The 25,620-nt window shown below is 52.9% G+C and carries 22 protein-coding genes; 2 read left to right on the top strand and 20 right to left on the bottom strand.

Annotated elements, in window-relative coordinates:
• The first annotated feature begins 256 nt into the window (after positions 1-256).
• Positions 257-1,846 (top strand): bifunctional phosphoribosylaminoimidazolecarboxamide formyltransferase/IMP cyclohydrolase, encoded by a 1,590-nt coding sequence (gene purH, locus KCG39_RS20070; RefSeq protein ID WP_004127706.1) that lies wholly within the window; start codon positions 257-259, stop codon positions 1,844-1,846.
• Positions 1,847-1,861: 15 nt separating this feature from the next.
• Complete coding sequence (gene purD / locus KCG39_RS20065; RefSeq protein WP_087828918.1) at positions 1,862-3,154, top strand: phosphoribosylamine--glycine ligase; 1,293 nt, start codon at positions 1,862-1,864, stop codon at positions 3,152-3,154.
• A 150-nt stretch (positions 3,155-3,304) separates the two neighbouring features.
• Here purD and KCG39_RS20060 read toward each other — a convergent pair whose 3' ends face one another.
• From KCG39_RS20060 to hupA, 20 genes are all read right to left on the bottom strand, one after another.
• Positions 3,305-3,958, bottom strand: a complete 654-nt coding sequence (locus KCG39_RS20060) for a helix-turn-helix transcriptional regulator (RefSeq protein ID WP_004127701.1) — start codon at positions 3,956-3,958, stop codon at positions 3,305-3,307.
• A 76-nt stretch (positions 3,959-4,034) separates the two neighbouring features.
• Positions 4,035-4,733 (bottom strand): LuxR C-terminal-related transcriptional regulator, encoded by a 699-nt coding sequence (locus KCG39_RS20055; RefSeq protein WP_224326587.1) that lies wholly within the window; start codon positions 4,731-4,733, stop codon positions 4,035-4,037.
• 92 nt (positions 4,734-4,825) lie between these two features.
• A complete protein-coding gene (locus tag KCG39_RS20050; protein WP_077252540.1) occupies positions 4,826-5,368 on the bottom strand; it encodes a fimbrial protein in 543 nt (180 codons plus the stop codon).
• A gap of 25 nt (positions 5,369-5,393) precedes the next feature.
• Positions 5,394-6,365: a fimbrial protein gene (locus KCG39_RS20045; RefSeq protein WP_032742233.1), complete on the bottom strand. Its 972-nt coding sequence runs from the start codon at positions 6,363-6,365 to the stop codon at positions 5,394-5,396.
• Between the two features lie 128 nt (positions 6,366-6,493).
• Positions 6,494-9,049, bottom strand: coding sequence for a fimbria/pilus outer membrane usher protein (locus tag KCG39_RS20040; protein WP_004127687.1), 2,556 nt, complete (start codon positions 9,047-9,049; stop codon positions 6,494-6,496).
• A gap of 88 nt (positions 9,050-9,137) precedes the next feature.
• Positions 9,138-9,824 (bottom strand): fimbrial biogenesis chaperone, encoded by a 687-nt coding sequence (locus KCG39_RS20035; RefSeq protein WP_004127684.1) that lies wholly within the window; start codon positions 9,822-9,824, stop codon positions 9,138-9,140.
• Positions 9,825-9,902: 78 nt separating this feature from the next.
• Positions 9,903-10,424, bottom strand: a complete 522-nt coding sequence (locus KCG39_RS20030) for a fimbrial protein (RefSeq protein WP_004127681.1) — start codon at positions 10,422-10,424, stop codon at positions 9,903-9,905.
• A 1,589-nt stretch (positions 10,425-12,013) separates the two neighbouring features.
• A complete protein-coding gene (locus KCG39_RS20025; RefSeq protein ID WP_049123130.1) occupies positions 12,014-12,748 on the bottom strand; it encodes an SDR family NAD(P)-dependent oxidoreductase in 735 nt (244 codons plus the stop codon).
• Between the two features lie 3 nt (positions 12,749-12,751).
• Complete coding sequence (locus KCG39_RS20020; RefSeq protein WP_004127675.1) at positions 12,752-13,000, bottom strand: acyl carrier protein; 249 nt, start codon at positions 12,998-13,000, stop codon at positions 12,752-12,754.
• 59 nt (positions 13,001-13,059) lie between these two features.
• Positions 13,060-13,875 carry a MaoC/PaaZ C-terminal domain-containing protein gene (locus tag KCG39_RS20015; protein WP_004127672.1) on the bottom strand — a complete coding sequence of 272 codons (816 nt, stop codon included), beginning with the start codon at positions 13,873-13,875 and terminating at the stop codon, positions 13,060-13,062.
• Positions 13,872-15,134, bottom strand: a complete 1,263-nt coding sequence (locus KCG39_RS20010; protein WP_004127669.1) for a beta-ketoacyl-[acyl-carrier-protein] synthase family protein — start codon at positions 15,132-15,134, stop codon at positions 13,872-13,874. The genes KCG39_RS20015 and KCG39_RS20010 overlap by 4 nt, the downstream gene beginning before the upstream one ends.
• A 15-nt stretch (positions 15,135-15,149) precedes the next feature.
• The gene (locus tag KCG39_RS20005; RefSeq protein WP_004127644.1) at positions 15,150-16,538 is read right to left on the bottom strand and encodes an efflux transporter outer membrane subunit; all 1,389 of its coding nucleotides are present in this window, start codon (positions 16,536-16,538) and stop codon (positions 15,150-15,152) included.
• The gene (locus KCG39_RS20000) at positions 16,535-18,481 is read right to left on the bottom strand and encodes a MacB family efflux pump subunit (RefSeq protein WP_049115703.1); all 1,947 of its coding nucleotides are present in this window, start codon (positions 18,479-18,481) and stop codon (positions 16,535-16,537) included. The genes KCG39_RS20005 and KCG39_RS20000 overlap by 4 nt, the downstream gene beginning before the upstream one ends.
• The gene (locus tag KCG39_RS19995; protein WP_032742230.1) at positions 18,474-19,634 is read right to left on the bottom strand and encodes an efflux RND transporter periplasmic adaptor subunit; all 1,161 of its coding nucleotides are present in this window, start codon (positions 19,632-19,634) and stop codon (positions 18,474-18,476) included. Before KCG39_RS19995 ends, KCG39_RS20000 begins: the two co-directional genes overlap by 8 nt.
• Before the next feature lie 26 nt (positions 19,635-19,660).
• The gene (locus tag KCG39_RS19990) at positions 19,661-21,799 is read right to left on the bottom strand and encodes a peptidase domain-containing ABC transporter (protein WP_049115701.1); all 2,139 of its coding nucleotides are present in this window, start codon (positions 21,797-21,799) and stop codon (positions 19,661-19,663) included.
• A gap of 65 nt (positions 21,800-21,864) precedes the next feature.
• Positions 21,865-22,812, bottom strand: coding sequence for a lysophospholipid acyltransferase family protein (locus KCG39_RS19985; protein WP_142445107.1), 948 nt, complete (start codon positions 22,810-22,812; stop codon positions 21,865-21,867).
• Positions 22,812-23,486 carry a DsbA family protein gene (locus tag KCG39_RS19980; protein ID WP_004127620.1) on the bottom strand — a complete coding sequence of 225 codons (675 nt, stop codon included), beginning with the start codon at positions 23,484-23,486 and terminating at the stop codon, positions 22,812-22,814. Before KCG39_RS19980 ends, KCG39_RS19985 begins: the two co-directional genes overlap by 1 nt.
• Before the next feature lie 123 nt (positions 23,487-23,609).
• A complete protein-coding gene (locus KCG39_RS19975) occupies positions 23,610-23,804 on the bottom strand; it encodes a DUF4762 family protein (protein ID WP_004127617.1) in 195 nt (64 codons plus the stop codon).
• An 830-nt stretch (positions 23,805-24,634) separates the two neighbouring features.
• The gene (locus tag KCG39_RS19970) at positions 24,635-25,327 is read right to left on the bottom strand and encodes a DUF1481 domain-containing protein (RefSeq protein ID WP_112167354.1); all 693 of its coding nucleotides are present in this window, start codon (positions 25,325-25,327) and stop codon (positions 24,635-24,637) included.
• 12 nt (positions 25,328-25,339) lie between these two features.
• Complete coding sequence (gene hupA / locus KCG39_RS19965; RefSeq protein WP_004097675.1) at positions 25,340-25,612, bottom strand: nucleoid-associated protein HU-alpha; 273 nt, start codon at positions 25,610-25,612, stop codon at positions 25,340-25,342.
• Positions 25,613-25,620 lie beyond the last annotated feature (8 nt).

The following is a 25,620-nucleotide window of genomic DNA, read 5'->3' as shown; positions in this document are numbered from 1 at the left end:
CTGTTACACACAGAATTATCCACAGATGATGAAAGATGCCCCCTTATAAAGGCCATCTCTCTTCTCTATATAAGGTCTATCCAGGCGGCATCCGGGGCTAAAAAGAGAAAGATAAAAATTCGCGAGCGTTGCGCAAACGTTTTCGTTACAATGCCGCGCTATAACAAGGATGCCCGGTTGGGTGCGTTAGGTGAGTTTTTAGACAAAAACTCACCTAACGCTCTCTGTAATATTCAAATCCTGGGGATTTAATACTATGCAACAACGTCGTCCAGTCCGCCGCGCACTGCTCAGTGTTTCTGACAAGGCCGGTATCGTCGAATTCGCGCAGGCGCTTTCCGCTCGTGGTGTCGAGCTACTCTCTACGGGTGGTACCGCACGCCTGCTGGCTGAGAAAGGTCTGCCGGTGACCGAAGTCTCTGACTACACCGGTTTCCCGGAAATGATGGACGGACGCGTGAAGACCCTGCATCCGAAAGTTCACGGCGGCATTCTCGGCCGTCGCGGCCAGGATGATGGCATTATGCAACAGCACGGTATCGCCCCTATCGATATGGTGGTTGTTAACCTGTATCCGTTTGCTCAAACCGTGGCTCGCGAGGGGTGCTCGCTGGAAGACGCGGTTGAGAACATTGATATCGGCGGTCCAACCATGGTTCGCTCAGCGGCGAAGAACCATAAAGACGTCGCCATTGTGGTAAAGAGCAGCGACTACGATGCCATTATTAAAGAGATGGAAGCCAACGAAGGTTCCTTAACCCTCGACACCCGCTTCGACCTCGCCATTAAAGCATTTGAACATACCGCAGCCTACGACAGCATGATTGCCAACTACTTTGGCAGCATGGTCCCGGCTTATCACGGCGAGAGCAAAGAAGCCGCCGGCCGCTTCCCGCGTACGCTGAACCTGAACTTCATTAAGAAGCAGGATATGCGTTATGGTGAAAATAGCCACCAGCAGGCTGCCTTCTATATAGAAGAAGAAATCAAAGAAGCTTCCGTGGCGACCGCGCAGCAGGTTCAGGGCAAAGCCCTCTCTTATAACAACATCGCCGATACCGACGCGGCGCTGGAGTGCGTGAAAGAGTTTAGCGAGCCGGCATGCGTTATCGTGAAGCACGCCAACCCGTGCGGTGTGGCGGTAAGCACCTCCCTTCTTGACGCCTACGACCGCGCGTATAAAACCGACCCGACCTCGGCCTTTGGCGGCATTATCGCCTTTAACCGCGAACTGGATGCTGAAACCGCGCAAGCGATCATCTCCCGCCAGTTTGTTGAAGTGATCATCGCACCGTCCGCGACAGAAGAAGCGCTGAAAATCACGGCGGCTAAACAGAACGTCCGCGTCCTGACCTGCGGTCAGTGGACGCAGCGCGTGCCGGGTCTGGACTTCAAACGCGTTAACGGCGGCCTGCTGGTTCAGGACCGCGACCTGGGCATGGTGACGGAAGGCGAACTGCGAGTGGTTTCCAAACGTCAGCCAACCGAACAGGAGTTGCGTGACGCCCTGTTCTGCTGGAAAGTGGCGAAATTCGTGAAATCCAACGCCATCGTCTACGCCAAAGAGAACATGACCATCGGGATAGGCGCAGGCCAGATGAGCCGCGTTTACTCGGCCAAAATCGCCGGGATTAAAGCCGGTGATGAAGGTCTGGAAGTGAAAGGTTCGGCTATGGCCTCCGACGCCTTCTTCCCGTTCCGCGACGGTATTGACGCCGCTGCTGCCGTTGGCGTGAGCTGCGTCATTCAGCCTGGCGGTTCTATTCGCGACGAAGAGGTGATTGCCGCCGCCGATGAGCACGGCATCGCGATGATCTTCACCGATATGCGCCACTTCCGCCATTAATTTACGGAGCAGACGATGAAAGTATTAGTTATTGGCAACGGCGGGCGCGAACACGCGCTGGCCTGGAAGGCCGCACAGTCACCGCTGGTTGATACCGTTTTTGTCGCCCCGGGTAACGCGGGTACCGCCCTGGAACCGACGCTGCAGAACGTAGCTATCGGCGTCACCGATATTCCGGCCCTGCTGAGCTTTGCCCAGAACGAGAAGATTGATCTGACCATCGTTGGTCCGGAAGCGCCGCTGGTGATTGGCGTGGTAGATGCATTCCGCGCCGCTGGCCTGAAAATCTTCGGTCCAACCGAAGGCGCCGCGCAGCTGGAAGGTTCCAAAGCCTTCACTAAAGATTTCCTCGCCCGTCATCAAATCCCGACGGCGGAGTATCAGAACTTCACCGACATCGAGCCCGCGCTGGCCTATCTGCGTGAGAAAGGCGCGCCGATCGTTATCAAGGCCGACGGCCTGGCCGCCGGCAAAGGCGTAATTGTCGCCATGACGCTGGAAGAAGCGGAAGCCGCCGTTCACGACATGCTGGCAGGTAACGCCTTTGGCGACGCCGGACACCGCATCGTCATCGAAGAATTTCTCGACGGCGAAGAGGCGAGCTTTATCGTGATGGTCGACGGCGAGCACGTCCTGCCGATGGCGACCAGCCAGGATCACAAACGCGTGGGCAATGGCGATACCGGCCCGAACACTGGCGGCATGGGCGCTTATTCACCGGCACCGGTAGTAACCGATGAAGTTCACCAGCGCACTATGGAACGCATTATCTGGCCAACCGTAAAAGGTATGGCCGCGGAAGGGAATACCTATACCGGTTTCCTTTACGCGGGCCTGATGATCGACAAACAGGGCAATCCAAAGGTTATCGAGTTCAACTGCCGTTTTGGCGATCCGGAAACCCAGCCGATCATGCTGCGCATGAAATCCGATCTGGTCGATCTCTGCCTGGCTGCGTGTGAAGGCCAGTTGGACAAGAAAACCTCCGAGTGGGACGAACGCGCTTCTCTGGGCGTGGTGATTGCTGCCGGCGGCTATCCGGGCAACTACACTACCGGTGATGAGATCCACGGCCTGCCGCTGGAAGAGATTGAGGACGGTAAAGTGTTCCACGCCGGTACGAAGCTCTCTGATGACGATCGGGTGCTGACCAACGGCGGTCGCGTGCTGTGTGCGACTGCGCTGGGCAATACCGTCGCACAAGCGCAGAAGCGTGCCTATGCGCTAATGGCGGATATTCGCTGGAACGGCAGCTTCAGCCGCCAGGATATTGGTTATCGCGCAATCGCGCGCGAGCAAGACGCGTAACAGAGTCCTCGGTTCCCCTTCGCCGCGGGCCGGTGAGGGGGCCACTTTGTGACCACCACACTCACCGTGGCGCTCATCAGCGCATAGCGCATGCGCTTCTGTTCCTGTCTATGCATTGGATTCAGATGCCTCACGCCGCCGCATCAGCTGCTAATCGAATGTATTTTTCAGTAAAACAAACAATTCAGAATCCGATTGCACCCCGAGTTTGCGCATCGCATTACATTTATGCGCGCTGATCGTTTTGATACTTAACTGCTTCATACCCGCAATTTGCTGTAAATCCATACCGTTAAACAGATGCTTCAGCACATCAATTTCACTGCGCGTCAATCTGGAGGTGACGCTCTCATGGTTGTGATTAATCCGCGCGAGGTTGCTGCAAATTTTCGGACTGAGTATACGCTTTTGCACAAACGCCCTTTTAAAGAAGTCCTCAGTGTCCGTCATCGACTCCCCGCGCGCTATCACGCTGAAGTTATGCTGATTGAGTAACTTCCGCAGCTCGTTGCTGTCATGGCAAAACGTATACACCACCACATTCAGCTCAGGGAACTGAGCTCCCAGGCGCAGTAAAATATCCAGCCCTTCGTGCGGGTTTTCTTCTGCGCTTTGCAAATCGGTAACAAGAATATCGACGGACTGGTACATCAGCGCTTCTGAGATTTTGCCCAGGCTCGACTCGGTGATCCGAATATCGCATGTTGCGTCAACGGATTTAATCAGTGTCGAAAGCCCGGAAAGCGTCAGGGGATGGCTATCCATCAAAGCGATCGTTCGAGACGATGGAGACGATAAATTCATCACGCAGCTGCTCCTTGCTTGCTGGCCGAGATGTCCCCGGCCCTTCGTTGTGTACAACACAATTCATGGTTAGCTCTTAAAGACAGGCAACGGGGCCAACTTTTGCCATCCAGGTCCCCTGAGAAAAGAGTTCACTGTCGTTGTGAAAACCCAGCTTTACCATCGCATTGCGCTTATGCGTACTTACCGTACGGATATTACGATGTAACGTCTGCGCGACACGAGAAACATTTTGCCCTGAAAACAGATGCACGAGTACATCCAGTTCCCGAGCGGTCAGCGGGCTATTTGTCCGAGTTGTCTTAGAAAGCAGCTGTTTTGTTTTCGGGCTCAACCACTGTCGTCCGCCTGACATGACTTCGGAAACACATTGTGCCAGCGCCAGAACCGGCTCGTGTTTTAATAGGATGCCGCGGGCATTCGACAAGGCCAACAGCTCAAGCACGCGGGGATCGCGAAAATCGGTACAGATTATAATTTTTATCGCTGGATGTGATTCATACAGGTGGGCCAGCAAGCGCAGCCCATCAAGCATTAGCTCTTTTTCGCCACAGATATCCATGACAATCAGCGCGGGTGGTGCGCTGGCAACGATCGGCGAAATACTGGCAAGATTTCTTACATCGTTTATAGGCTCGGTGATCCCGCAGGCCTGGATCAACACCCGTTTGATACCCAGCGCGGTAATGGGGCATGCATCCATTATCAGCACGCCTCGACCAGGCGATCCTGCAAGAGAGGCACACGATGAGTTTGAGCTATTAATATTATTCATAATACTTTCCTTGTATTATTAGTCACGCTCCCAAACGAAAGGGATATTCTGATTAAAGCACGGACTCTTCCTGAGTCCGCGCTTATTTGTCATTACTGGTATACGAAGGTTAATTGCACCGCGCCGACGATAGTACCTGGCGTCGCTTTACCCTTCGAGCTGTATGCTCGCGCCTGCATATTAAAGGTCGTACTCTGGGTCGCGGCATTAATATCCTGAATCATCGTTGAGGCATTACCCAACGCGGCTCCCGCCGTATTTTGCAGCTCAATTTGTACCCCAGTTGCCGTTCCAGCATTCGAGTACATGGCACTCTCCGTGGCATCCGGCGTGCCGTTCAGGATCATAGTGGCCGATGAAGTCGTCGCCGGGCAACTTATTATTTCAATAGCGATAGGCTTCCACTCTGTGGCTGAGCCGGCACCCGATAATGTCGCAGCCATAATATTCTGCCCCAGATCCACATTAACCCCTCCGGTCGGCACATTAACTTTACACGGAGAAGCTTTAATATTACCAGTGATATTCAGCTGTGTGTCAGCAGCGCTCGCTGACTGCGAGAGTACAGCGGCGGCCAAACATAGCAGTAATGCCGGAGCTTGTTTGCTCAATAAAGATATTGATCCCTTCATCATTTTCCCTTACCGGTTTCCCCCGGAATTATTGTATTTCAGCACGAATAGTGGCCGTTGCGGTGAAGTCACCTGTCTCAGGCTCTTTACCTGTCGTGTTAATTGGAAATAGGCTAATCGACGATGTCCCCACCTGGGAGCTGTAGTCCATCGTCAGCGGTAATTCTCCACCCTGCGGAACGATTGTGTTTCCTGATGGGTTCTGGATTCTGACGCCCACGTCATTGTTGGTCGTCGAGAACGCGGTCGGGTCGTTCGCATCCGGGGTTCCCTGGAAGGAGAGACTCACCTTCACGCCTTCGGAGATATTGGTACAGGCCACGTCAAAGTTGACGTTTTTTGGCGTGAAGTTTTTAGCCATTTCGCCTTTAGTGGCAATATCGCCAGACATGATGCTGCCTAAAGGCACGGTAATAACGCCGCCGCCATTAATCATGCAGGATTGCGGGACGGTGACCGTTCCGCTCATCCAGACGGTTGAAACCGGCGTGCTGGCCTGAGTCGTTGCATCGGATGCGATATACACATCGACGACTTTGGTCAGAGGGATGCTCTGAACCCCCACAAACGGCCGGCGGAAGTACAGGGAAATCGTTCCACGCGCACCGGTTCCGTAAGGGTATTTGTCGCAGCTTACCGAAATGTTCTGGTTGCTGACGCTGGTGAACGGCGTTGCCTTTAAAGCCTGATAGTTGCCGCCAATAAAGACCTCGCTGGCTACGGCCAGGTACTCGTTAATCGCGTAATAGTTGAGGTTGCCATCGCTGTATACCTGGCCGGTATCCGGCACTTTTGCGGTAATATAAGCCCCGGTATAGCTGCCTGAGCAAGAACAGGTCACGTTATAGTTGCCGCTGAGGTTCCACTGATAGGCATTGTTGATCACCCTTCCTGCCGAGTTTTGCGACGGATCGGCTAACAAATAATTCATATCGAAGTTATAGGACTTCTGCCCGGCAGTCGCATAACACTCTGCCGCGCTGGCGGCAGTACTCAGCATCCCCCCCGCCAGAGCCAGACAAAGCAACGCCGCGTTTTTTACACTAGCGAAACAGCATAATAGGTTTCGGCGCGGTATCACGTCGGTGAAAATTTTATTCGTGCGCTCGGTCATTTCCATATTCCGCCTTACCGGCAGTCTCCATTCATAAGTTGAATACCCGATGTCGCCGTTTGTTCAGGCAGACGGTAATTCACCTGACAGGTCTGATCCGCTGAGGATCCCCATTTCAGCGTGAGCGTTCCAGAATCGGCCATGCCCGACAGGTAAACCTGGCCACCGTCGCCAACGATGCTGGCGCCGCTATTTTTGCCATCGCTACCCGCGGTGGCGCCGAAAGGTACCGGCTCGCCGTTGGCGCGAGTCAGCGTCATCAGTACACGCTGGCCGACGTTCGGATCAAAGTCCGCGCGTACCACGGCCCCACGAGTTGGGATCACCGAGGTACTGGTCAGCGTCATATCCACGTTGTCCGGTAAGGTTGATGTGTCGAGTGCGATCTGGTTGCGTCGGTATGCCGTGACGTAAGGCACTACCGCATAGCCGCGCCAGTCAGTTTTCACACCGGTGTTGTTGGCAATGCTCACGTCACCCGCGCCTGGCGCTTTTACCAGCGCCATGGTTTCACTCAGCGGCTGGGAAAGCGTGACCCCGTTTTCATGCACCAGGATACCGCCCTGCAGGCCGTAATCCACGCGGCTCTGGCTATGGTCATAGCCATAACCGACATTCACCTCACCGTAACCGCCTTTGTAGTCGGCGCTGGCGTAGCCGTTCGCCTCTTCACCCTGAGAAGCGAAACCCTGGCTGATACTGTAATTCAGGTTGTCGTCAGGCAGCGCGGTACCACTAAGGCCAACGCTTTGTGAGGTATTACCGTTTTTACTGCTATTAAGGTTGTAGGTGGCGTAGCTTCCCGGCAACCATTTGCTTAATGGGACGCTGACATTCACAGCGACAATCCGATCGGTGTAATAGGTCCGATTTTGATGGCTGTCGACGCCATTGCGGCTATAGGTATAGTTGAGACCATAAGAGATTCCGTTCCAGGTGTTGTTGTAGCCCACGCTGGCCGATTCGGTAGAACGGTTGTTATTCCAGTACTCTTCTTTCACCACGCTTACCGACAGCGAACCTGCCTTTTGCCACAAGTTCTGGCTCAGCGTCAGTTCCGCACGGCTTTTCTTATGATCGTTATAATATCCGTTTTCTCCGGCATAGCTTTCCAGCGCCTCCTGCAATGTATAAAAGCCTGAAGTGGAATAGCGGTAGCTGGCCAGGCTGAAGTTAGTACCGGTTTGCACAAAGCTTTTGCCGTAGCGCAGCCTGTACGATTGGCCGTTGTCTTTATCCTGATGTTCCTGCCTGGACCACGCCTGGGTGATGTCGGCAGATAGCGCACCGATAGCGCCAAGGTTCTGACCAAGGCCGATGGCCAACGACTGATATTTGCTCGCTGCCTGTACCCCGCCATAGATCGTTGCGCCATGTGGCAAACCAAAAATCGCGGTTCCCTGAGTGAACAGCGTTTTTTCAACATCGTTGTTATATGAACGGTACTGGCCGCTAGTGATGCTGTATTTCAGACGTCCTTCGCGCTGAAGAACCGGAACGGAGGCAAAAGGCACGACCATCGTTTGCTCGCTACCATCGGCTTCTTTAATGGTCACGTTCAGGTCGCCACTGCCCGCCGTCGGGTAGAGGTCAGAAATGGCAAACGATCCGGCCGGTACATAACTTTGATAGATGACGTATCCGTTCTGGCGGATGGTGACCTGCGCATTACTCCGCGCAATACCACGCACCACTGGTGAATAGCCTTTGAGGCTGTCCGGCAGCATGTCATCGTCGGAAGAGAGCTGTGCCCCACGAAACGGTACGGAATCAAAAATATCCGCTGGCGAGTTACTGTCACCCAGCGTCAGCTGGCTTCTCAGTACGTGAATGTCACGCTGCAAATAGGTATTGATGGAATCCCAGTGCTCATTGCCGCGGCTGTCACGGTTCCAGGTAGAGTAGTTACGTAAACGCCATGCCCCCAGGTTTGCCCCTGAACGCAAGTTCAGGTAGTACGTATCAGAGCCTTTGCTGTCGTTATTCCGTGCTTCAGTGTTCGCCCCGCTAAAGCTGTAGTTCATCAGTAGCGCAGGTATACCCGCGTCCCATTTATCCGGAGAAACATAACCGCGCGCCTGTGAGTTCAGCGCGGCCTGCGGGATGCTCAGGTTCAAACGCTGCTGGTCAAAGCGGAAGCTGGCAGAGGACTGGTCTATGGCACCGGTGAAATTGGCACATTCATCTGCGGCTGCTATGCCGGGATACATGCCGATTTTAACCCCCATATCGCGGAGCTGCTCACCGCTCAGGCAGGGCTGGAGGCTTTGCTTACCGGAGGCGTCCGTCGCCAGGAAAAATTTCACGTCCCGGGTATCGACCTCTGAACCGTTGAGATAAATATCGACGCGATAGGTTCCCGGCGGCTGTAGCTCACCCTCTTCGAAAACGGATAAATCCGCGCTTCCCTGATCAGGATTATCTATTTCAAGTAACGCCGGGTTGAAGTAGCCCGCCGCATTAGCCAGTTCAGCCCCGCCCATTAACATGGCTATCTGACATGTCACTAGCAAGGCAAGGCGGGAGCGTGAAAACCGCCCCGAAGTATGACTCTTCGTTATAGTGTCCATTTAATTTTTCCATGTATAAACGTAGTTTGGATGACTAACGTTTTTTACTTCCCTGTTTAAGCAACAAAACAGAGCACAGAAGAGGCGCTTAGAGGCTGGCAGTCAGAGCGTTACTGGCGCCGCCATAATCGTTGATAAACTGCCAACTCAGCGAGCCGCCTGCGACGTTGGCAGGCAAATCGAAACGGGCTTCCGATCGCGGTGCAACCATCGTGACGTTTTTCATCGCGGTGCCATTGATGTTGACGTTGAAAAAAGTGATGTAGTGCGAGGATGGGTTGGTCACCTGAATCTGGCTACCCGCCCGCTTCCAGGCCAGCGTTTTCGCCGCCTCTTCAAGCGTACTCTTAACCCCAGAAGGACGGAAAATGAGCTTGATACGTGTTTTCACCGCAATTTGCAGGGTGTTTTCTTTCTTCTCGGCAGAGGGGATGGATTTGATATTCAGCCAAAACAAAGATTCTTTGTCTTCTGGCAGATTGCCGCCTGCGCGCACTATGCGCAATATGTTTTGCTGATTGCTATCCAGTCGGAATAATGGCGGCGTAACGATAAACGGGGCTTTTTCAGCCTGTGCGTTTTTACCCTTGCCTTCACTATCTACCCATGACTGGATGAGATAAATATTTTTATCGGGATTGCTGAGGTTAATGGATGCCTCTTTCTTCCCGCCGTCATAGATCAGGCGTGTACCGCCGACCACAACCCCAGCCTGCGAAGTCGCACTAAGGGCCATTAATAATGTTGCCGCCACTCCGGCGCGCCATGTTTTCATGCTGTCCCTGCCTGTCTGGATATTCAAAAAAGACCAGAGGCATGGATTGCCCCCTGGTCTGATTTAATTCATTCGAACTTACTGATAAACAACGGTGAACTGGGTTACTGCATTTGCATCACCCACGGTGACGGCATCGGTCAAAGAGATGTAACGCGCGCTGAAGCTCAGCTTATTATCGGCGGTGCTAACCAGAGGGTAAACTGAAGAGTCTTCGTACAGCGGAACAACTTTGTTCTGATCGTCAGAAATCTGAACGCCCACACCTTTAGCAGTGGTGCTACCCGCAGTCAGTGCCAGAACAGAGTTGTCGCCAGAAACCTGGGCGCCATCAAAACGTACGGTTGCGCCGGTCACGGTATCCGGGCAGTTTTTCAGGACCAGAGTGAATTTCTTAGCTGCAGCCAGAGAACCCGCTACCGGGAACGCTGTACGAGCGATGTTGCCCAGGAATACGTCCTGGTTTTGCGACGCAGTGTCAACAGTACATGCTGCGTCAGTGATGCTACCAGTGAAGTTAACTGCGCCGTCAGAAGCGAAAGCAGAAGAAGCAAATACAGAAGTAGCCATCAGAGCAACAGCAAGAAGATTCTTTTTCATTAAATGTATCCCTATTAACAATGTAAATCGATTTACCTGGATAGAACCGGAGATCGAATCAGTTTTGACAAAACCATGTCATTTCCCTTTTATTTAGTCCATGAAGTCTCCGACCCCAATTAATAAAACGCCGTACGGTTTACCCGAAAGACAAACGATTCATTTGAACTAAATTAGGGCTCAATGTAATTAGCTGGTAATTTGAAGTCAATATTGATTTTGACACCCTGCACCAAATTATTTTTATGTTATTTATTTCAATCAGTTACGATTATATCCTCCGTTTAACCTCCGTTTAACTCACTCGGTTTTTTCTTATATTCACGCACTTTATTTAAATAGAAGAATCTAATCAATAAAAAATACATTCGAATATTATGTTGCGTTGTCATGATGATGCAGATTTTTATTCCGAGATTAAGGCTATATTTAATCCCAAAAACCCAAAATAGGTGCATCAGTTCAACGCCCCCTTTGAAATACCCTGTTACATGCGCTCTACTAAACCCAGCTGAATAGTTAGTTAATGCTTCTTGTATATAAACCGCATCATGAATATTGCGAAGGCACACAATTAATCTTGAATTAACAGTGCTTCCGCACCTCGGTTAGTCAACGCAATGCTTCAGCCATGCATTAATTTAGGGAATAAGATTTAGTCGGCAAGTTTGCTGCCAGGCTATATTTTTTGCCAGATAAAAACATCGTTCCAGGAGACTGCCCACCTTGCTGCAACGAAACCACCAACCGGTATCAGGCCCGATACGGATTTATTTTATTTAGCCCGGGCATTAACCATTTCCGCCCATAATGATAAAGTGTAAAAAGATTGATAAAAAATTATTCAACCGAGGGATGTAGGTGTCAGCCAATTATCAGTTAGCGTTCTCATCAACCCGACATATGCAGTTAAAACGCTTAAAAATCAAACACTCTGGGTGACTTTCTTAAGCAACCAGCCATCTTCACATGGGGGTGGTTGTTTACGTTTTATTAAACCTACTCCTATAAAGATAGCTTAAGCATTTTTTAATCTCGCTAAAATCCTTCCTGGCGTTCTTTTTTAATAACCATGAATATATTATCGCAGAGCCTTTTTATCTTTACCTGCCATTTTATTCACCCCTTTTAAATTACAGTTATAATATAACATTTAGATTAATATCTTTCCTGAGCGATCATTCGGCCGGTAGACGATATTGAAAGATTTTCCTCAAGGTTGTTCAACCCAGGTTCACAAAAGGCTTCATAAAAAAACACGCGCTGGCTATTTAAATTCACATAGGTTGACAAACCTGTCGGAATAGCATTTTGGCTCTCTGCAGACATCACGCAATGCATACAGTAACAATATAATTGGCCATTGCTCCCGCCTGTTTACAGTATGCCGGGGGGATTTCTACCAACTTGAGATAGATTTTAGCGTAAGGAAAATTCTTAGTCTGTTCCGGCATTTTTGCGCTGCAGCGGGTCGTATTTTTCAGATATGCGAAGTTATTCGCCAGCAACGAGGGAGATTTGTCGTTCAGGCAAAAAAAAACGGGACGCAATGCGTCCCGTTTGAGTCGAACCGAGTAGTGTGAGACAGGTCAGGCGGAAAGGCCGCCGTCCAGGACGAGCGTTTGTCCCGTCATATAGGTACTATCATCGCTAACCAGCCATGCCACTGCGCCTGACACCTCTTCTGCTTTTCCGAAGCGCTTCATAGGAATGCTTCGACGCAGCGCCGTCCGCTTCTCTTTCGGTATATTGGCCATAATATCTGTATCGATATAGCCGGGCAGCAGGCAATTAACCCGCACGCCAAAGCGTCCTAGCTCTATTGACAGAGTCCGCGCCAGACCAATCATCGCCGCTTTACTCGCGCCATAAGCGCTCTGCCCGCTGTTGCCCTTCACTCCAGTGACTGACGACATCAACACCACGGAACCGCTCCCCTGCATCATCATTGGCTCTATCAGGATCTGATTCCAGTAGAAGATGGCGTTAACGTTGGTATCCATCACCTGTCGCCAGTTCTCCGGTCGTTGGTGAATGTGCAGCGCATCAAGCGTGATACCCGCATTGTGAACCACGGCGTGAGGAGCGCCGTAGCGTGCCAGCAGCTCGGTAGCAACACGTTTCACCGCCGGTTCATCGCTTCCGTCGCACTGAAAACTCTCGACTTTGCCCGGAAGCCCCTCGCCGGCCCGTTCCACCTCCTGTGCCGCGGCCTCATTCTGGCACCAGGTAAACACCACGTTCCACTCTTTCGCCAGACGAAGCACCGTAGCGCGTCCGATACCCCGGCTTCCACCGGTCACTAATATCCATTTACTCTGCATGGTTTAATGGCTTTTTTCGCTGAGGTATTGGCATAAATCACGAAGCGTCATGTTCGGATGATCAATAAACAGATCGGCGCCAACGGAGACAGCAAACTCTTTCTTTGCCAGTACCATCAATTCCACGTAGTCCAGGCTGTCGAGCTTCAGCTTATGTAGCGGCATATCTGGTTCCAGCTCGTCCATCTCCAGATCCTTCGCATCACACAGCATCTCGCCAACTTTGCGGTAAACTTCATCAAATTGCGTCATGTTTTATTCCTTTAATTCAGACTCTAAAATGGATGTATTTCGTTAACAAAAATTGTCGCCTACGCCGCCAGCGGCCCGGTTTTCAACGTCACCGTAACGGAAATCAGCGGTTCATTGAGGCGCCACGCCTGAATGCCAGCCACTAAAATCAGCCCGGCATGCTTGTCTCCCATCACCAGCGTCGGCTGGATGGAATAATAAAGCGATGTAATGCGCTGGCTTTCCTCCCATTGACTCAGCAGCTGAGGCGAAAAATGCACCTCATGGTGAGTTTGCACGACCTGCACCAGACGAAATACGTCGCGCAGGCTGGCAACCTCAGGCTGAGGAATAAGGCTATGTACGGTTGCAAGCGTTTCTGGCGCATTGATCAGTTCACGGAACAACGCCGCATCCAGAAAGCTCCACAGCGGTGCCGCCGGGCTTTTCACGGCGAGGAATCGATCGTACAACGCCGTTAATGCATCCTCGCCAAGCGTATACGACTGCACGACGGGCGATAACTCTAGCGCTTTAGAACTAACCAGCTTACTGCTGATGCCGGTACGTTGCGTCTGAACGTTTAACAAACTCCCGCTGAGCTGCATCTGCTCATGACGACGCGTTTCGCGGACCGACAGCTGATAGGGTATTCCACACGCTACCGGTTCGCGCAGGCGGCAGCTGAACACCAGGCCACCTGATGCCAGAGCATCTTTTTCCAGAGAAGCGCCGATCGCCGACTTTACATCCAGCATCGCGCGCATACCGTGTACGCATAATCCTTCCAGACCAAAACGCTTCGCTTCGGCAACGTCAAAGTGAATCGGATTATCGTCGCCGGAAAATGCCGCCCAGCGTTCTGCATCACGCAGGCTATAGCACAGGGTCATCATTTCCCCCGTCCGATAACCAACGCTGCATTCGCGCCGCCAAAACCGAAGCTCAGATTAAGCGTTGTGCTCAGGGCTGCCGGGCGATGCGTATTGGGGACATAATCCAGATCGCACGCGGGATCGGACGAATCAAGATGACAAGTGGCAGGCGCTATCTGATGCGCTATTGCCTGAAGGCAGATAATCGATTCAAAACTGCCGGCGGCGGCGATCAGATGCCCGCTGTAGGATTTGGTGCTCGAGCACGGTATGGCATATGCCGCCTCGCCCAGCGCCATTTTTATCGCTTCGGTTTCATTGAGGTCGTTAAGCGGAGTAGAGGTACCGTGCGTATTGATATAGTCCAGATCGCAGGCGGAGATCCCCGCCTGTTCAAGCGCATGGCGGATAGTTTGCACCCGCGCAATTTTATCCTCGGCCGGCGCGGTAAAATCATAGGCGTCAGAGAAGTTGCCGTAGCCGAGGATCTCGCCGAGAATATTCGCCCCGCGCGCAATCGCGGATTCCCGCTCTTCCAGGCACACTACCGCCGCGCCTTCACTCAGCACGAAGCCATTGCGATGCAGGCTAAACGGACAGCAGGCGCGGGTGATATCTTCCTGTTCGCTGGCCAGCGCTCCCAGTACGTCGATATTCCACACCGCGCAGTCAGAACGCAGAGACTCTCCCGCCCCCGCCAGCATCATGTTGGCGCGGCCATTGCGGATCAGCTCAAATGCATCACCAATCGCGATCGTTCCGGTCGCACAGGCTGCGACTGGCGTATTCTGATAACCACGTAATCCCCACAGCAGGCTGACCGCCGCGGTAGATACGTTAGGCATCGAGAAAAAACAGCCGAAAGGAGAACCCACGCCAGTGCGCTGATAATCATCGTAATAGAGTTGAGTTTCGTCCTGACCCGCCCAGCCAGTCCCCATAATGACGCCGCAGTCACGCAGATCGTAATGCTGTTCCGGCGCGTCATCGCCAAACGCCATCTGCATCGCTTCCCGCGCTGCGGCGAGCGTCAGCCGCGCGTAGCGAGGCAGGCGACGGCGAATCGCGGCGGGCACGCCTTTGAGCGAAGGTTCCTCATCGATCAAACCATAAAAGCGGGACTTAATCCCGGCAGCCGATTTATCGCAGTAACGGTAGCCGAGTTTGTACGCCATGATAGCAGCCCAGCTTTCAGCGGAATTCATCCCGAGCGGTGTTACCGCGCCATAACCGGTAACCACGACACGGCGCGGTGTGCTCATCGTCTGTAAAACGTCCATGTCTATGACCTATCCTTAGTGATTCATCGAACTGTTTTCCCCGCCCCCCAGCGCCAGCCAGAGTTTCATCGTGGAATACAGGTATTGGTATTGGCTCTGCACCAATGTATTTTCACTGTTCAACAGCGAATTCTGCGCATCAAGCAGCGTTTGATACGCCACGGATCCGTGGCGATACTGGCTCTCCACCAGCGTCAAACGTTGCTGGCTCAATGCCAGATCTTTCAGCTGCAGCCGTTTTTCCTGCTGGTACGTGAGGCGCTGCGCCATGGCGTTATCAATATCCTGCAGCGCGCTGTAAGCGGCGCTTCGGAACTGTATCGCCGCGGTTTGTACATCCAGATCGGACTTTTCAATGGTCAAGCGCACTTTGTTCCACTGGATAAAAGGCAGATCGAGCGCAGATCCGAGCGTTCGGGCGGGATTACTGAACCACTGCTGAAACACCGCTGCGCCCGCGTTCAGTGACGCATTCAGCGTCAGTGACGGATAAAAACTCAATCGGGCAACGTCAGAACCCGCCAGCGCAGCGCGTAAGTTCATTTCTGCCGACTGCACGTCCGGTCGCCTGGCAATCACATCTAACGGCAAACGCTGCGCCACCGGTACGCTCTGCTGAATATCCAGAGAGCCCCGTTCCGCAGGAAATTGCCCCGGCGCGCGACTGAGTAAAATCGCCAGCGCGTTACGGTTCTCATCACGCTGCTGACGTAAGTCGCGGAGGGTCGTTTCACGGCTCAGCACCGTTTGCTGCGCCTGGAGATAATCCAGTTGCCCCAGGTCTCCTGCTTTCCAGCGGGAAGTCACCATCGCCAGCGTTTCCTCAGCAATATTGAGGCTTTGCTGCAAATTGCCTATCCGCTGGTTCAGGCTGGCTATCTGCCAGTAAAGCTGAGAGGTGGTACCAATCAGCGTCAGCGCGGTCGCTCGTAAATCTTGCTCCGACGCCTGCGCCAGCCAGTCGGACTGCTCTCGAGTGCGCGCTAATTTACCCCACAGGTCAAGTTCATAAGAAGCCGAAAGCGATTGGCTATAGCCTTCCGTTGACGTTGTGCTGTGGCGCAGATTCTTGCTGTTGCTGGCCGTTGCGCCAACGGCAAAGTCAGGCGTCAGATTCAGGTCCGATAACCCCGCCGCCAGGCGCGCCTGTCGAAGTCTTATTCCCGCCAGAGCGAGATCGTTATTGCTTTGCAGCGTTGCAACGATCAGCCGTGACAGCTGCGGGTCGCCAAAATTATCCCACCAGTGTGGGGAAAATTGCGCTACGCCCTCGCCGGTATCCTCCACCCGCCAGGTATCGGGTATCGACAGCATGGGCCTTTGATAGTCGCTTTTCAGCGCCTGGCCGCAGCCGGTCAATACCAGCGCCACAGCGATCGTTGAAAGTAGGTGCAGTTTTTTCATTCGCGGGCCAGCGCCTCCGTCGGATGCAGACGGGCAGCATTGCGCGCCGGGAAAAAGCCAAATCCAAGGCCAATCAGCGCGGAAAATCCGCAGGCCAGAAGGACCGGTGGCCAGGTGAACACCATGGTGAATTCCTGAGTCATCAGCGAGAAAATCAGCCCGGCCCCGCCGGAACCGATAACGCCGATCAGACCGCCGAGAGTACAAATCACCATGGCTTCAATCAGGAACTGACGCATGATATCCGCGGGGCGGGCGCCGACCGAAAGGCGAATACCAATTTCATGCGTCCTCTCCGTCACCGACACCAGCATGATATTCATCACGCCCACCCCGCCTACCAGCAGGGAAATCCCAGCAATTGCCGTAATCAGCAGCGTCATCGACTGCGAGGTTTTGCGGATAGTCTTCGTCAGCTGATCGTTGGTCATGGTGAAGAAATCGCGCTTACCGTGCATGGAATCCAGCAGTTGCTCCACATTTCGCTGCGCAACTTCTATCGAATAGCCGTCGACGATGCGCAGAGTGATGGACTGTAGCGGCGAATCACCTGACATACGCTCTCGCAGCGAGGTGTAGGGGATCCACGCGCCGGGCTGCTCGCCGATATACTTCGGTCCTTTTTTCGCGGCCACGCCGATCACCCGGTAGGGCACGCCGGAAAGCTGAATAATTTCGCCCAACGGATCCTGACCGCCGGGAAACAGGGAGCTCTGTACGTTCGGATCGATGATGACCACCGGCTCACGCTCGTCCAAATCGCGCGACGTAAAACGGTTTCCAGCGATAAAATTCAGCCCCTGCACTCGGAAGAAGCCGTTACTGACGCCCGACAGCGATGCAAGAAGCTGCTTACCCCCGCGGATCATCATCACGGTTTTACTGACCACTGGCGAAATGCTATCGATATACGGCTGTTTGCTGAGTAATTCCACATCGTCCAGGGTCAGGGACCGTTCAAAATCCGGGCGCGGTCTGTCCCAGCCAAGACCTGGCTGAATTTCGATGGTGCTGGTGCCCAGCTGGCTTATCTGGCTGAGAATATTTTGCCGCGCGCCCTCTCCCACCGCCATAGAAGAGACCACGGAGGAGATGCCGATGATAATCCCCAGCATGGAAAGGAAGGCGCGGATCCGATGCCCGAGCAGAGAGCGCCACGCCATGCGTACCGCCTCTTTGATGCTCTGCCAGACGGACGTTCGCCCTGTGGCCGCAATAGCCGGTAATCCCTGCGAAACCACCTGCGATATAACCGGATTGGCCCGGTCCGCAATAATTCTGCCGTCGCGGATTTCGACAATACGCTGGCACTGTTCAGCGATGCTGCGGTCGTGGGTCACGATAATAAGCGTATGCCCGGCCTGGTGCAGGCCATGTAAAATGGCCATCAGCTCCTGACCGCTGGTGCTGTCGAGCGCCCCGGTGGGCTCATCCGCCAGGATCACCGGCGCACCGTTCATCAGGGCGCGTGCGATACTCACCCGTTGCTGCTGGCCACCGGACAACTGCGCGGGACGGTAGTTTATGCGGTCACCAAGACCTAACCGAGTCAGCAGATATTTTGCTCGCGTCTGGCGTTCAGCGACCGGCATGTCGGTGTAGAGCGCCGGGATGGTGACGTTTTCGAGAGCCGTCAGATACGGCATCAGATGATAACGCTGAAAGATAAAGCCCAGATACTGGCTACGCAGCTGCGCCAGCTGTTCGCTGCTGGCCGCCTGCGCAGGCACATCCATAATGCGCATTTCACCTTCCGATGGTTTATCCAGACACCCTAGAATGTTCATCAATGTGGACTTACCGGAACCCGACGCACCGATAATCGCCACCATTTCTCCGGCATGGACGCGCAGAGAAACATCCTTCAGTACGGTAACGCTGGCGTTACCTGCGCCAAAATGACGGGAGATGTGCGAAAGTTCGATGATCGGAGAGTCAGCCATTTGCCACCCCTGCATCATTTTGCGCCATCACCACGCGATCGCCTGCTTTCAGCCCCTCTTTTACTTCAACAAACTGACGGTCGTTGATACCTACCTGAATCAGACGCTGTTCAACCTTATCGCCTTTTAGCACCTGTACATGATAGCTATTGGCTCCCTGCGGTTGCCCCAGCGCCATCACCGGCAGGCGTAGTACATTTTTAGCCTGCTCGGTGATGATAAATACCTGCGCCGTCATCGCGGTTCTCAACCGATGATCGGGGTTCGGCACGCTGAACACACCGTTATAATAAACGGCAGAGGCCTGTTGCCCCTGCGGACGAGCGCTATCATCCTGTAGGGCATCGTTCGGCGCGTCCTGCAGCCCCCCCATCACGCTCTGATAGCGGCGTTTGGGTTCGGCGACGACGTAAAACCACAGCGGCTGGCCGGGACGGACTTTCAAAATATCCGTTTCTGAAATACGGGTTTGCACCGTCATGGTATCGACATTCGCCAGAACCAGAATGGTCGGCGCTGTCTGTGAAGAGACCACGGTTTGTCCCTCTTTGGTGACGATGCCCAATACCTGCCCGTCCACCGGCGCGATGATCCGCGTATAGCCAAGATTGGCTTTCGCCGTTTCCAGCGCCATCTGCGCCTGCACAATTTGCGCCATATTGACTCTCACCTGCGCCTTCTGGGTATCGACCCTGGCCTGCGCTTCCTCGAGATTGCTTTTCGTTCCTGACCCGTCACGATCCATCCGCAGCTGGCGTTTCAGCTCGAGCTGGTACTGAGTGAGCGTGAACTGTGACGCCTGTTTCTGCGCTACCGCGCTCTCCAGCGCCGCTTCAGACTTACGCAATTCGCTCTGCTGCAGCGTTGGATCGATTTCGGCTAGCAGCTGGCCCTGGGTAACCCGATCGCCGGCACGCACGTACAATTTCTTTAACTGACCGTTGACCTGCGCCCCGACATTCACCTGCACTGACGGTTTGAGGATCCCGGTGGCCAGCACGGTTTTTTCGATATCGCCGCGATCGACAACATAAGCCGCCACCGGCTCAGCACGCCCAGAAAGCTGACTGGACGCGCCCAGCACGCCGCCAATCAGCAGGATCGCCAACAGGGCCGCCAGCCCATAAAGTGACTTGCGGTGTCCGGCCATCATGGCGGGCCATCGACTGCTTGCGAAACTCATGCCGGCTCTCCTTCAGGGGTGAGCGCGTAACTATCAGCGCTCGGCAGCGCTTGTATGCGGCCATTTTTCATCGAACAGAGGCGGTCAAACAGCCCCAGCGTTGTCTCGCTGTGGGTCACGGTAATCAGCGTTTTTCCGTATTCACGACAGTGGTCAATCAGCGCGCGCATCACCTGCTGCGCGGTCTGTTCGTCCAAATTGGCGGTCGGCTCATCCAGCACCATCACAGGACAATCGCTGTACATTGCACGCGCCAGCATCAGACGCTGGCGTTGCCCAAGCGAGAGCGCGGGGTGGCTTTCGCGAATCAGCGCGTTTTGTTTTCCCGGCAAGCTATCAATCACTTCTGTCAGATTCAGCCCGCGCAATGATTTATCGATACGCAGTTGCTTTTTCTCATCATATTCGCGATCGAACAGCGTGATGTTTTGCAGCACGCTGGTATTGAACAGGATATCTTCCTGGCTTTGCAGGAAGAACAGCTTCTGCGCCTGGCGGCTGCTGACAGGCAGTCCGTCGGCAAGAATATCTCCCGCCTGAGGTTCGATAAGCCCGGTGATAACTTTCAGCAAGGTACTTTTCCCCGCGCCCGACTCACCGACAATCGCCAGCGTCTCCCCCTGTTTCAGCATCAATGACGTCCGATCGAGCACCGGTTTGCCGGGATCGTAAGCATACTGAAGCTCACGATAGTGGAGCCGCTGAGTGAACCTCGCAGGCGGCAGTAGCCCATCATGTCTCTCTTCTTTGACCTGCGGGAACAGATCGGCAGCACGGGTATCGATCACGTGTAGCTGGTTCTTACGCAGTACAGAGAAGAAAATCTGCGTAATGTAGGCCGTAAAAATCTGCCGCACGAAGCTGTAGGCAAAAAACTCACCCAGCGAGATGCGGTTGTCCTTCAGCAGCGGCAGTGCCAGCAGCATGAAAAAAACCATCTCAAGGCTACCAATCAGTTGATACAGGCTGCTCTTCACCTGTTCATAGACTCTCTGCTTCTGACGACAGTCAAATAGGGATAACGCGTATCGGGCGAACGCCGCCTGGCGCTGGCCATGCAGTCCGGCAGCTTTCAGCGTGGCAAAGCCCTGAATGGTTTCCAGCAGAAAATCGCTTTGCTCGGCGCTCTTCGCCTGAATTTGCTGAGTGAAATAGCGGTCGCGGAAAATCGCCCAGACGCTCACCAGCCCCATGAGCGTTACGCCAACGGCGGAGATGGCCGCCAGCATCGGGCTGATGAAACACATCACGCCCAGCGCGATGACGCCAACCACCCAGTCCACGCGTAGACCGTTATCCAGCTCAATTTTTTGCGCCGCCGCCAGCTGCCAGTTGGAGAAGCGGCTGTAGATTTCACCCGGACTGCGCTTTTCAAAGTAAGAGAGCGAATGTGTCAAAAGGCGGGTAAAACCGCTGAGGCTTTGCATCACCACAAAACGTTTGATAAACCGCTCGGTTACGCTGCGCACAAGGAACGCCAGCAGGGTCGAGACCATGAAGGCCAGTAGATAGTAGAAATACGGAAATTCAGTCTGGCCGCCGGAAGAGAAAACGTTATTGATAGCCGAGCTGACCATCACCGGCATGATGAACAGAGTCAGAGAAACCAGAAACGCCAGCACCATCAACCGATAGATTCCGGGAATCGCCGCGGTCTGCTTCAGGCTCATGCACGCCAGCGCGCGAAAACGTCGCGTGCGTTTATGCTGCTCCACAGGTTGAGCGGCGTTTTCCGCTTCCCGGTCGAGCACCAGCGCATAACCGCTAATTTCCGATTTAAGGGCAGCAACAGGCAAAAGCTGCTCACCAATCGCCGGGTTCATCACGCACACGTAGCTGCCCTGGCGATATGCCAGCAGCACATAGTGACTCGCGCCATAGTGCAAAATAGCCGGTAAAGGGAGTTCGGCAATCTCATCCAGATCGAAAGCCACCGGATAGGCCGGGATCGCCAGCTCAGCAAGGATGTCGCACATGGTTGAAAGCGCGGTACCATGGGCGGATGCCGGGAAGCGCTCGCGGAGCTCTTCAAGCGGCGCATTAAGCCCCTGAGTTTCTGCCAGCATGGAGAGACATGCCAGCGCGCACTCGTTCGTTTCTGCCTGATAAACCATTTGCGGAATAATATTGTCCATAATCGATCCCCTGGAACGTCCTGTTCTCTTCACTAATATTGCCGGGCTGTACTCTGTTCACATCCTTAATCATTGATGAAAAACAGCGAGTGAGAATGCCACAACATCCAGTCGGTAGAATGCTCACGAATACTTTGTTCAATAATGAGTGGCATTTCCTGCTTAAGTTTTTTTGCCGGAACGGGCTCATGAATAATAACTTTCAGCCCCTGCTCATAATAAAGATGATAAAAAACCACCTTCGCTGACATCATTCTCGCCATGCGGATAATGCCGCTGTGCAGATTGGCCTGGCGACCGAATAACTGACAATGCAGTTTCTCGGTTTTGTCCTTGCTGGCAAACTGCGTGAAGTCAGGTGTAATATCGGGAAACAGAATAATATTCCTTTTATTTTCAGCCGCCTCCATCACCGACATCATCAGATTGCCGGCAATATTTTTATTATCCTCATGAATTGAGCAATACGTGAGATTCACGCCACCGAGCTGACGCTCGGCTTCAGAGTGAGCATTAGCGCTGCGGGAGGTAATGACCGTCGCTTTCCCTGGAAATACCGCCGCGCCAACCATCGTACTTAGTACGTCTGAAACCATATGCAGCGGCGCGAGAATGACCGGCTGGCGCGCACGTTGTAACGGTTCAACAACGGCATTAAGCTGCGCGGAACACGCAGCGAGCTCCTGCATTATTCGGCGATTTTGTCCGTAGGTGACCGCCTGAACCAGTAGCTGCCGGCGCTGGGTCAGCCAGATGTAGTCAAATTTCTGCTTATCGTTGAGCAGACAGCGACGGTTTGATTGGGCAACGGCTGCCCGTAGCTTCAGATCGCGTCGTGTCAGCCCTAAACAGCGGCTGACATGCGAGAAGGCAAAAACAACGCGATAATTCAGGCGCCGGAACAGTAAACAATGCGCCCGGTAGGCGATAAGCTGGAGTTTATACAAAACCCATTGATATTTCACAATGAGGTTTTTCCAAAACAACGCACACCACAGGGCAAAGAATTTCATTATTTCTCCGGCGCTTGTTCGGTTTCTAATAGTGAGATTAATTTATCAGAGAATACCGGAAAATCACTGTCCTGGAATGCCACCCACTTTTTGGCCACAATAAAGGCCGGCGTTGCATTAATGTTATAATAACGGGTCACCTGGGTCATATAATCCATCAGTTCTTTGACTTTCACGGACTGGCTGACTCTATTGTATTGCGCAACGCTAATCTTATTCTCTGCCAGCCACGCGTCGCGTTGGGCTGCATCACTTAAATCAATTTTACGCTTTATGACCGCGTCGTAAGCGCTTTTGCGGTGCGCCTCTTCAATGCCCATAACCTGCAGGGTAGCAAACACCGTTGCGTAGCGCGCCAGTCCGCCCTGGCCATCCAGGTTGAAGTGAAGACGCGCCAGCTTCTTGCCCGCTGGCATACGCTTTTCCAGCATATCCACGTTCTCTTCGTTCACTTCACAGTAATGGCAACCGTATGAAAAAATTTCAATAATATCTTCCCCGCCGACCAGCGGACTGTTTGCGACTTTTTCCGCCGCCAGCGATACCAGCGCCTGCTGCTCAACATCACCTTTTTGATTGAATACAAAGGCATGGAACCAAGCGGTGGTAATCAACGCTGAAACTATCGCAACAAAAACGGTATAAGCAAAAAGGGGAAGAATTCTTTTTTTCACGGGGGCTTTTCATCCTGAAAATAATATTTAACAGAGTCAGGTGAGCGTTGTATAAAAATACAACGCCCTGGCAGAATAAATACGAATCCTATTTACTCTGTTTTAATGAGAAACAGCTGTTTCTCAGCCTGCATTACCGCAGTTTGACATGGCTGCTGGGGTATAAGACTTAGTCACAACACCGTTCTTGTCAGTGCAGGTGTTTACTGCGTTACATACAGTTTCATCACCGACCAGGGTCAGTTCGAAGGTGTTAACGCAGGTAGTGCAAGTACCGCCAACAATTACGCTAGCTTCAGTCATGGTCATCTTTTTCATCTGTGATATCCTTATTTAAAATGAATACTAGGTTGAACATAGCGTTCACTGGCATATTTCCAGTCTATGCCCATTATTAAGAAGTTATTATTAAACATCCTCTTTATGTACCCGAAACAATACCCTGGAAGATTGAACATTCAGGTTTTCATTAGCGGATACGGCGCATTGTAGCCGTGGTTTTTTCATTGAGCAATACGCTGACAACAGCCTTGAACGATGATTATCAGATAAAGCACAACGCGCTGTGTGGGATTTTTCTTATGAAATCTTAAGAAAATAGAATAGCAAAAACTATATTCGCTCCAGATACCAGATCCCGTCCTCCACAGGAGCAGGATTTTTCTTATGAAAAACTGAGATGGCAAGATCATGTAATAAAAAATTTTTATAAAAAAATAATGACGAAACTTGCTTGAGGAAAATCGTGACTCATCTATTTCAATTCACATTTCATTAATATCTATTCATCGCACCGTTGCGGATAGACATATAGTTTCACATAGTTAAACCATTGCAAACGAAGACGCAAAATTTCATTTCTCATCTTTTTGGAGGAGCACCCTGTCGTAAAAGAACATAACAATGGGCTTCACTGCGGCGCCCTCATGTCGTTTGAAGTGACAAACCGTAAGCACTAAGCCACCATGCGCAATCCAACATACGCGTTCACGATCCAGACGCGTTAAAACTGAATGAGACGCTCAAGGGGAAAACCAGGGCCTGAAAGAATTGCAGCGCGCGAGGCGCAGGCGGGGGATTATCTACGACTGGGCGGCTTTCGGCTTGAAGAATACCGCGGTGGAGCGAATGGAGATAGCGAGCTGAGTTCAGAAACTTTTTTCGGTCGGCTGCCAGGTACAAAAGTCTTCGTTTGCTACCAGCAGCAGCTGAGAGCCTTCCGGCGCTTCCAGCCACGCTACGCTCACCTCAACGGATGAGTGATTCTGGCGACGCTCAATATGCGCCAGCGCCAGCGTATCGAGGTCAGGTTTCACGGTCTGACCTTCACAGGTCGTCACCGTCCTGTTGGCGTGCCAGCGCCCCTGGCGCAGCATAACGCGTCCCTGACGCAAAGCATCGCTGGTCTGGCGTATTTGCTCAGCGCGATAGCGGTATAAGGCGACCTGATCGCTGGAAAGCTGCTGCTTCTGCCCATCGATTTCACGCTGCATAAAGCTGAGTTCGCCTTGCGCATCAAAACGAGCGCGAATATGTTCCGGGGGTTTGCCGTAGACGTTGATTTCAATCAGCGCGAGCTGGCCATCCTGCCAGCGGTACTCGCTGGTCGAGGTATTACCATGACGCCATGGACTGAAGGCCGCAAGGAGACGGACCTCGCTGTCGGAATCTTTGCGCCAGATACGCATCGCCCCCTGGTTATCCGCATATCCGCTGGCGGTAAACGGCGGGAGAGAGGAATCATGGCTGCAGGCAGTGAGCAGCAATACGCCTACCAGCGCCAACGTGCGGCACCAGGTAGACAAAAGGGGCCGACAAGCCCCTTCGATAAAACTGTACACTGCCACGCGGTCTTACTTAACTGCGTCTTTCAGAGCTTTACCTGAAACAAATGCCGGTACGTTTGCTGCGGCGATTTTGATTTCATTACCGGTCTGCGGGTTGCGGCCAGTACGCTCAGCGCGGTGGTTCACTTTGAAGGTACCGAAACCAACCAGTTGAACAGCATCACCTTCTTTCAGAGACTCGGTAATTGCAGCCAGGGTAGATTCCAGGGCAGCTTTCGCCTGTGCTTTGGACAGGTCAGCTTTGTCCGCAATTACATCAATCAGTTGAGTCTTGTTCATAAGTTATC

Origin of the sequence: Klebsiella pasteurii, from assembly GCF_018139045.1 — a bacterium.
GTDB classification, from domain to species: Bacteria; Pseudomonadota; Gammaproteobacteria; order Enterobacterales; family Enterobacteriaceae; genus Klebsiella; species Klebsiella grimontii.
Note: the sequence above shows the minus strand (reverse complement) of the source record. Positions and strands in the feature narration are given on the sequence as shown.

Coding starts and splice junctions, on each gene's coding strand:
- hupA (WP_004097675.1), bottom strand. CDS start 25,612: ATGAACAAGACTCAACTGATTGATGTAATTGCGGACAAAGCTGACCTG.
- KCG39_RS20015 (WP_004127672.1), bottom strand. CDS start 13,875: ATGATGACCCTGTGCTATAGCCTGCGTGATGCAGAACGCTGGGCGGCA.
- purH (WP_004127706.1), top strand. CDS start 257: ATGCAACAACGTCGTCCAGTCCGCCGCGCACTGCTCAGTGTTTCTGAC.
- KCG39_RS20025 (WP_049123130.1), bottom strand. CDS start 12,748: ATGCAGAGTAAATGGATATTAGTGACCGGTGGAAGCCGGGGTATCGGA.
- KCG39_RS20030 (WP_004127681.1), bottom strand. CDS start 10,424: ATGAAAAAGAATCTTCTTGCTGTTGCTCTGATGGCTACTTCTGTATTT.
- purD (WP_087828918.1), top strand. CDS start 1,862: ATGAAAGTATTAGTTATTGGCAACGGCGGGCGCGAACACGCGCTGGCC.
- KCG39_RS20040 (WP_004127687.1), bottom strand. CDS start 9,049: ATGGACACTATAACGAAGAGTCATACTTCGGGGCGGTTTTCACGCTCC.
- KCG39_RS20045 (WP_032742233.1), bottom strand. CDS start 6,365: ATGCTGAGTACTGCCGCCAGCGCGGCAGAGTGTTATGCGACTGCCGGG.
- KCG39_RS20055 (WP_224326587.1), bottom strand. CDS start 4,733: ATGAATAATATTAATAGCTCAAACTCATCGTGTGCCTCTCTTGCAGGA.
- KCG39_RS19975 (WP_004127617.1), bottom strand. CDS start 23,804: ATGAAAAAGATGACCATGACTGAAGCTAGCGTAATTGTTGGCGGTACT.
- KCG39_RS20035 (WP_004127684.1), bottom strand. CDS start 9,824: ATGAAAACATGGCGCGCCGGAGTGGCGGCAACATTATTAATGGCCCTT.
- KCG39_RS20010 (WP_004127669.1), bottom strand. CDS start 15,134: ATGGACGTTTTACAGACGATGAGCACACCGCGCCGTGTCGTGGTTACC.
- KCG39_RS20000 (WP_049115703.1), bottom strand. CDS start 18,481: ATGGCTGACTCTCCGATCATCGAACTTTCGCACATCTCCCGTCATTTT.
- KCG39_RS20020 (WP_004127675.1), bottom strand. CDS start 13,000: ATGACGCAATTTGATGAAGTTTACCGCAAAGTTGGCGAGATGCTGTGT.
- KCG39_RS20050 (WP_077252540.1), bottom strand. CDS start 5,368: ATGATGAAGGGATCAATATCTTTATTGAGCAAACAAGCTCCGGCATTA.
- KCG39_RS19985 (WP_142445107.1), bottom strand. CDS start 22,812: ATGAAATTCTTTGCCCTGTGGTGTGCGTTGTTTTGGAAAAACCTCATT.
- KCG39_RS19995 (WP_032742230.1), bottom strand. CDS start 19,634: ATGATGGCCGGACACCGCAAGTCACTTTATGGGCTGGCGGCCCTGTTG.
- KCG39_RS19990 (WP_049115701.1), bottom strand. CDS start 21,799: ATGGACAATATTATTCCGCAAATGGTTTATCAGGCAGAAACGAACGAG.
- KCG39_RS20060 (WP_004127701.1), bottom strand. CDS start 3,958: ATGAATTTATCGTCTCCATCGTCTCGAACGATCGCTTTGATGGATAGC.
- KCG39_RS20005 (WP_004127644.1), bottom strand. CDS start 16,538: ATGAAAAAACTGCACCTACTTTCAACGATCGCTGTGGCGCTGGTATTG.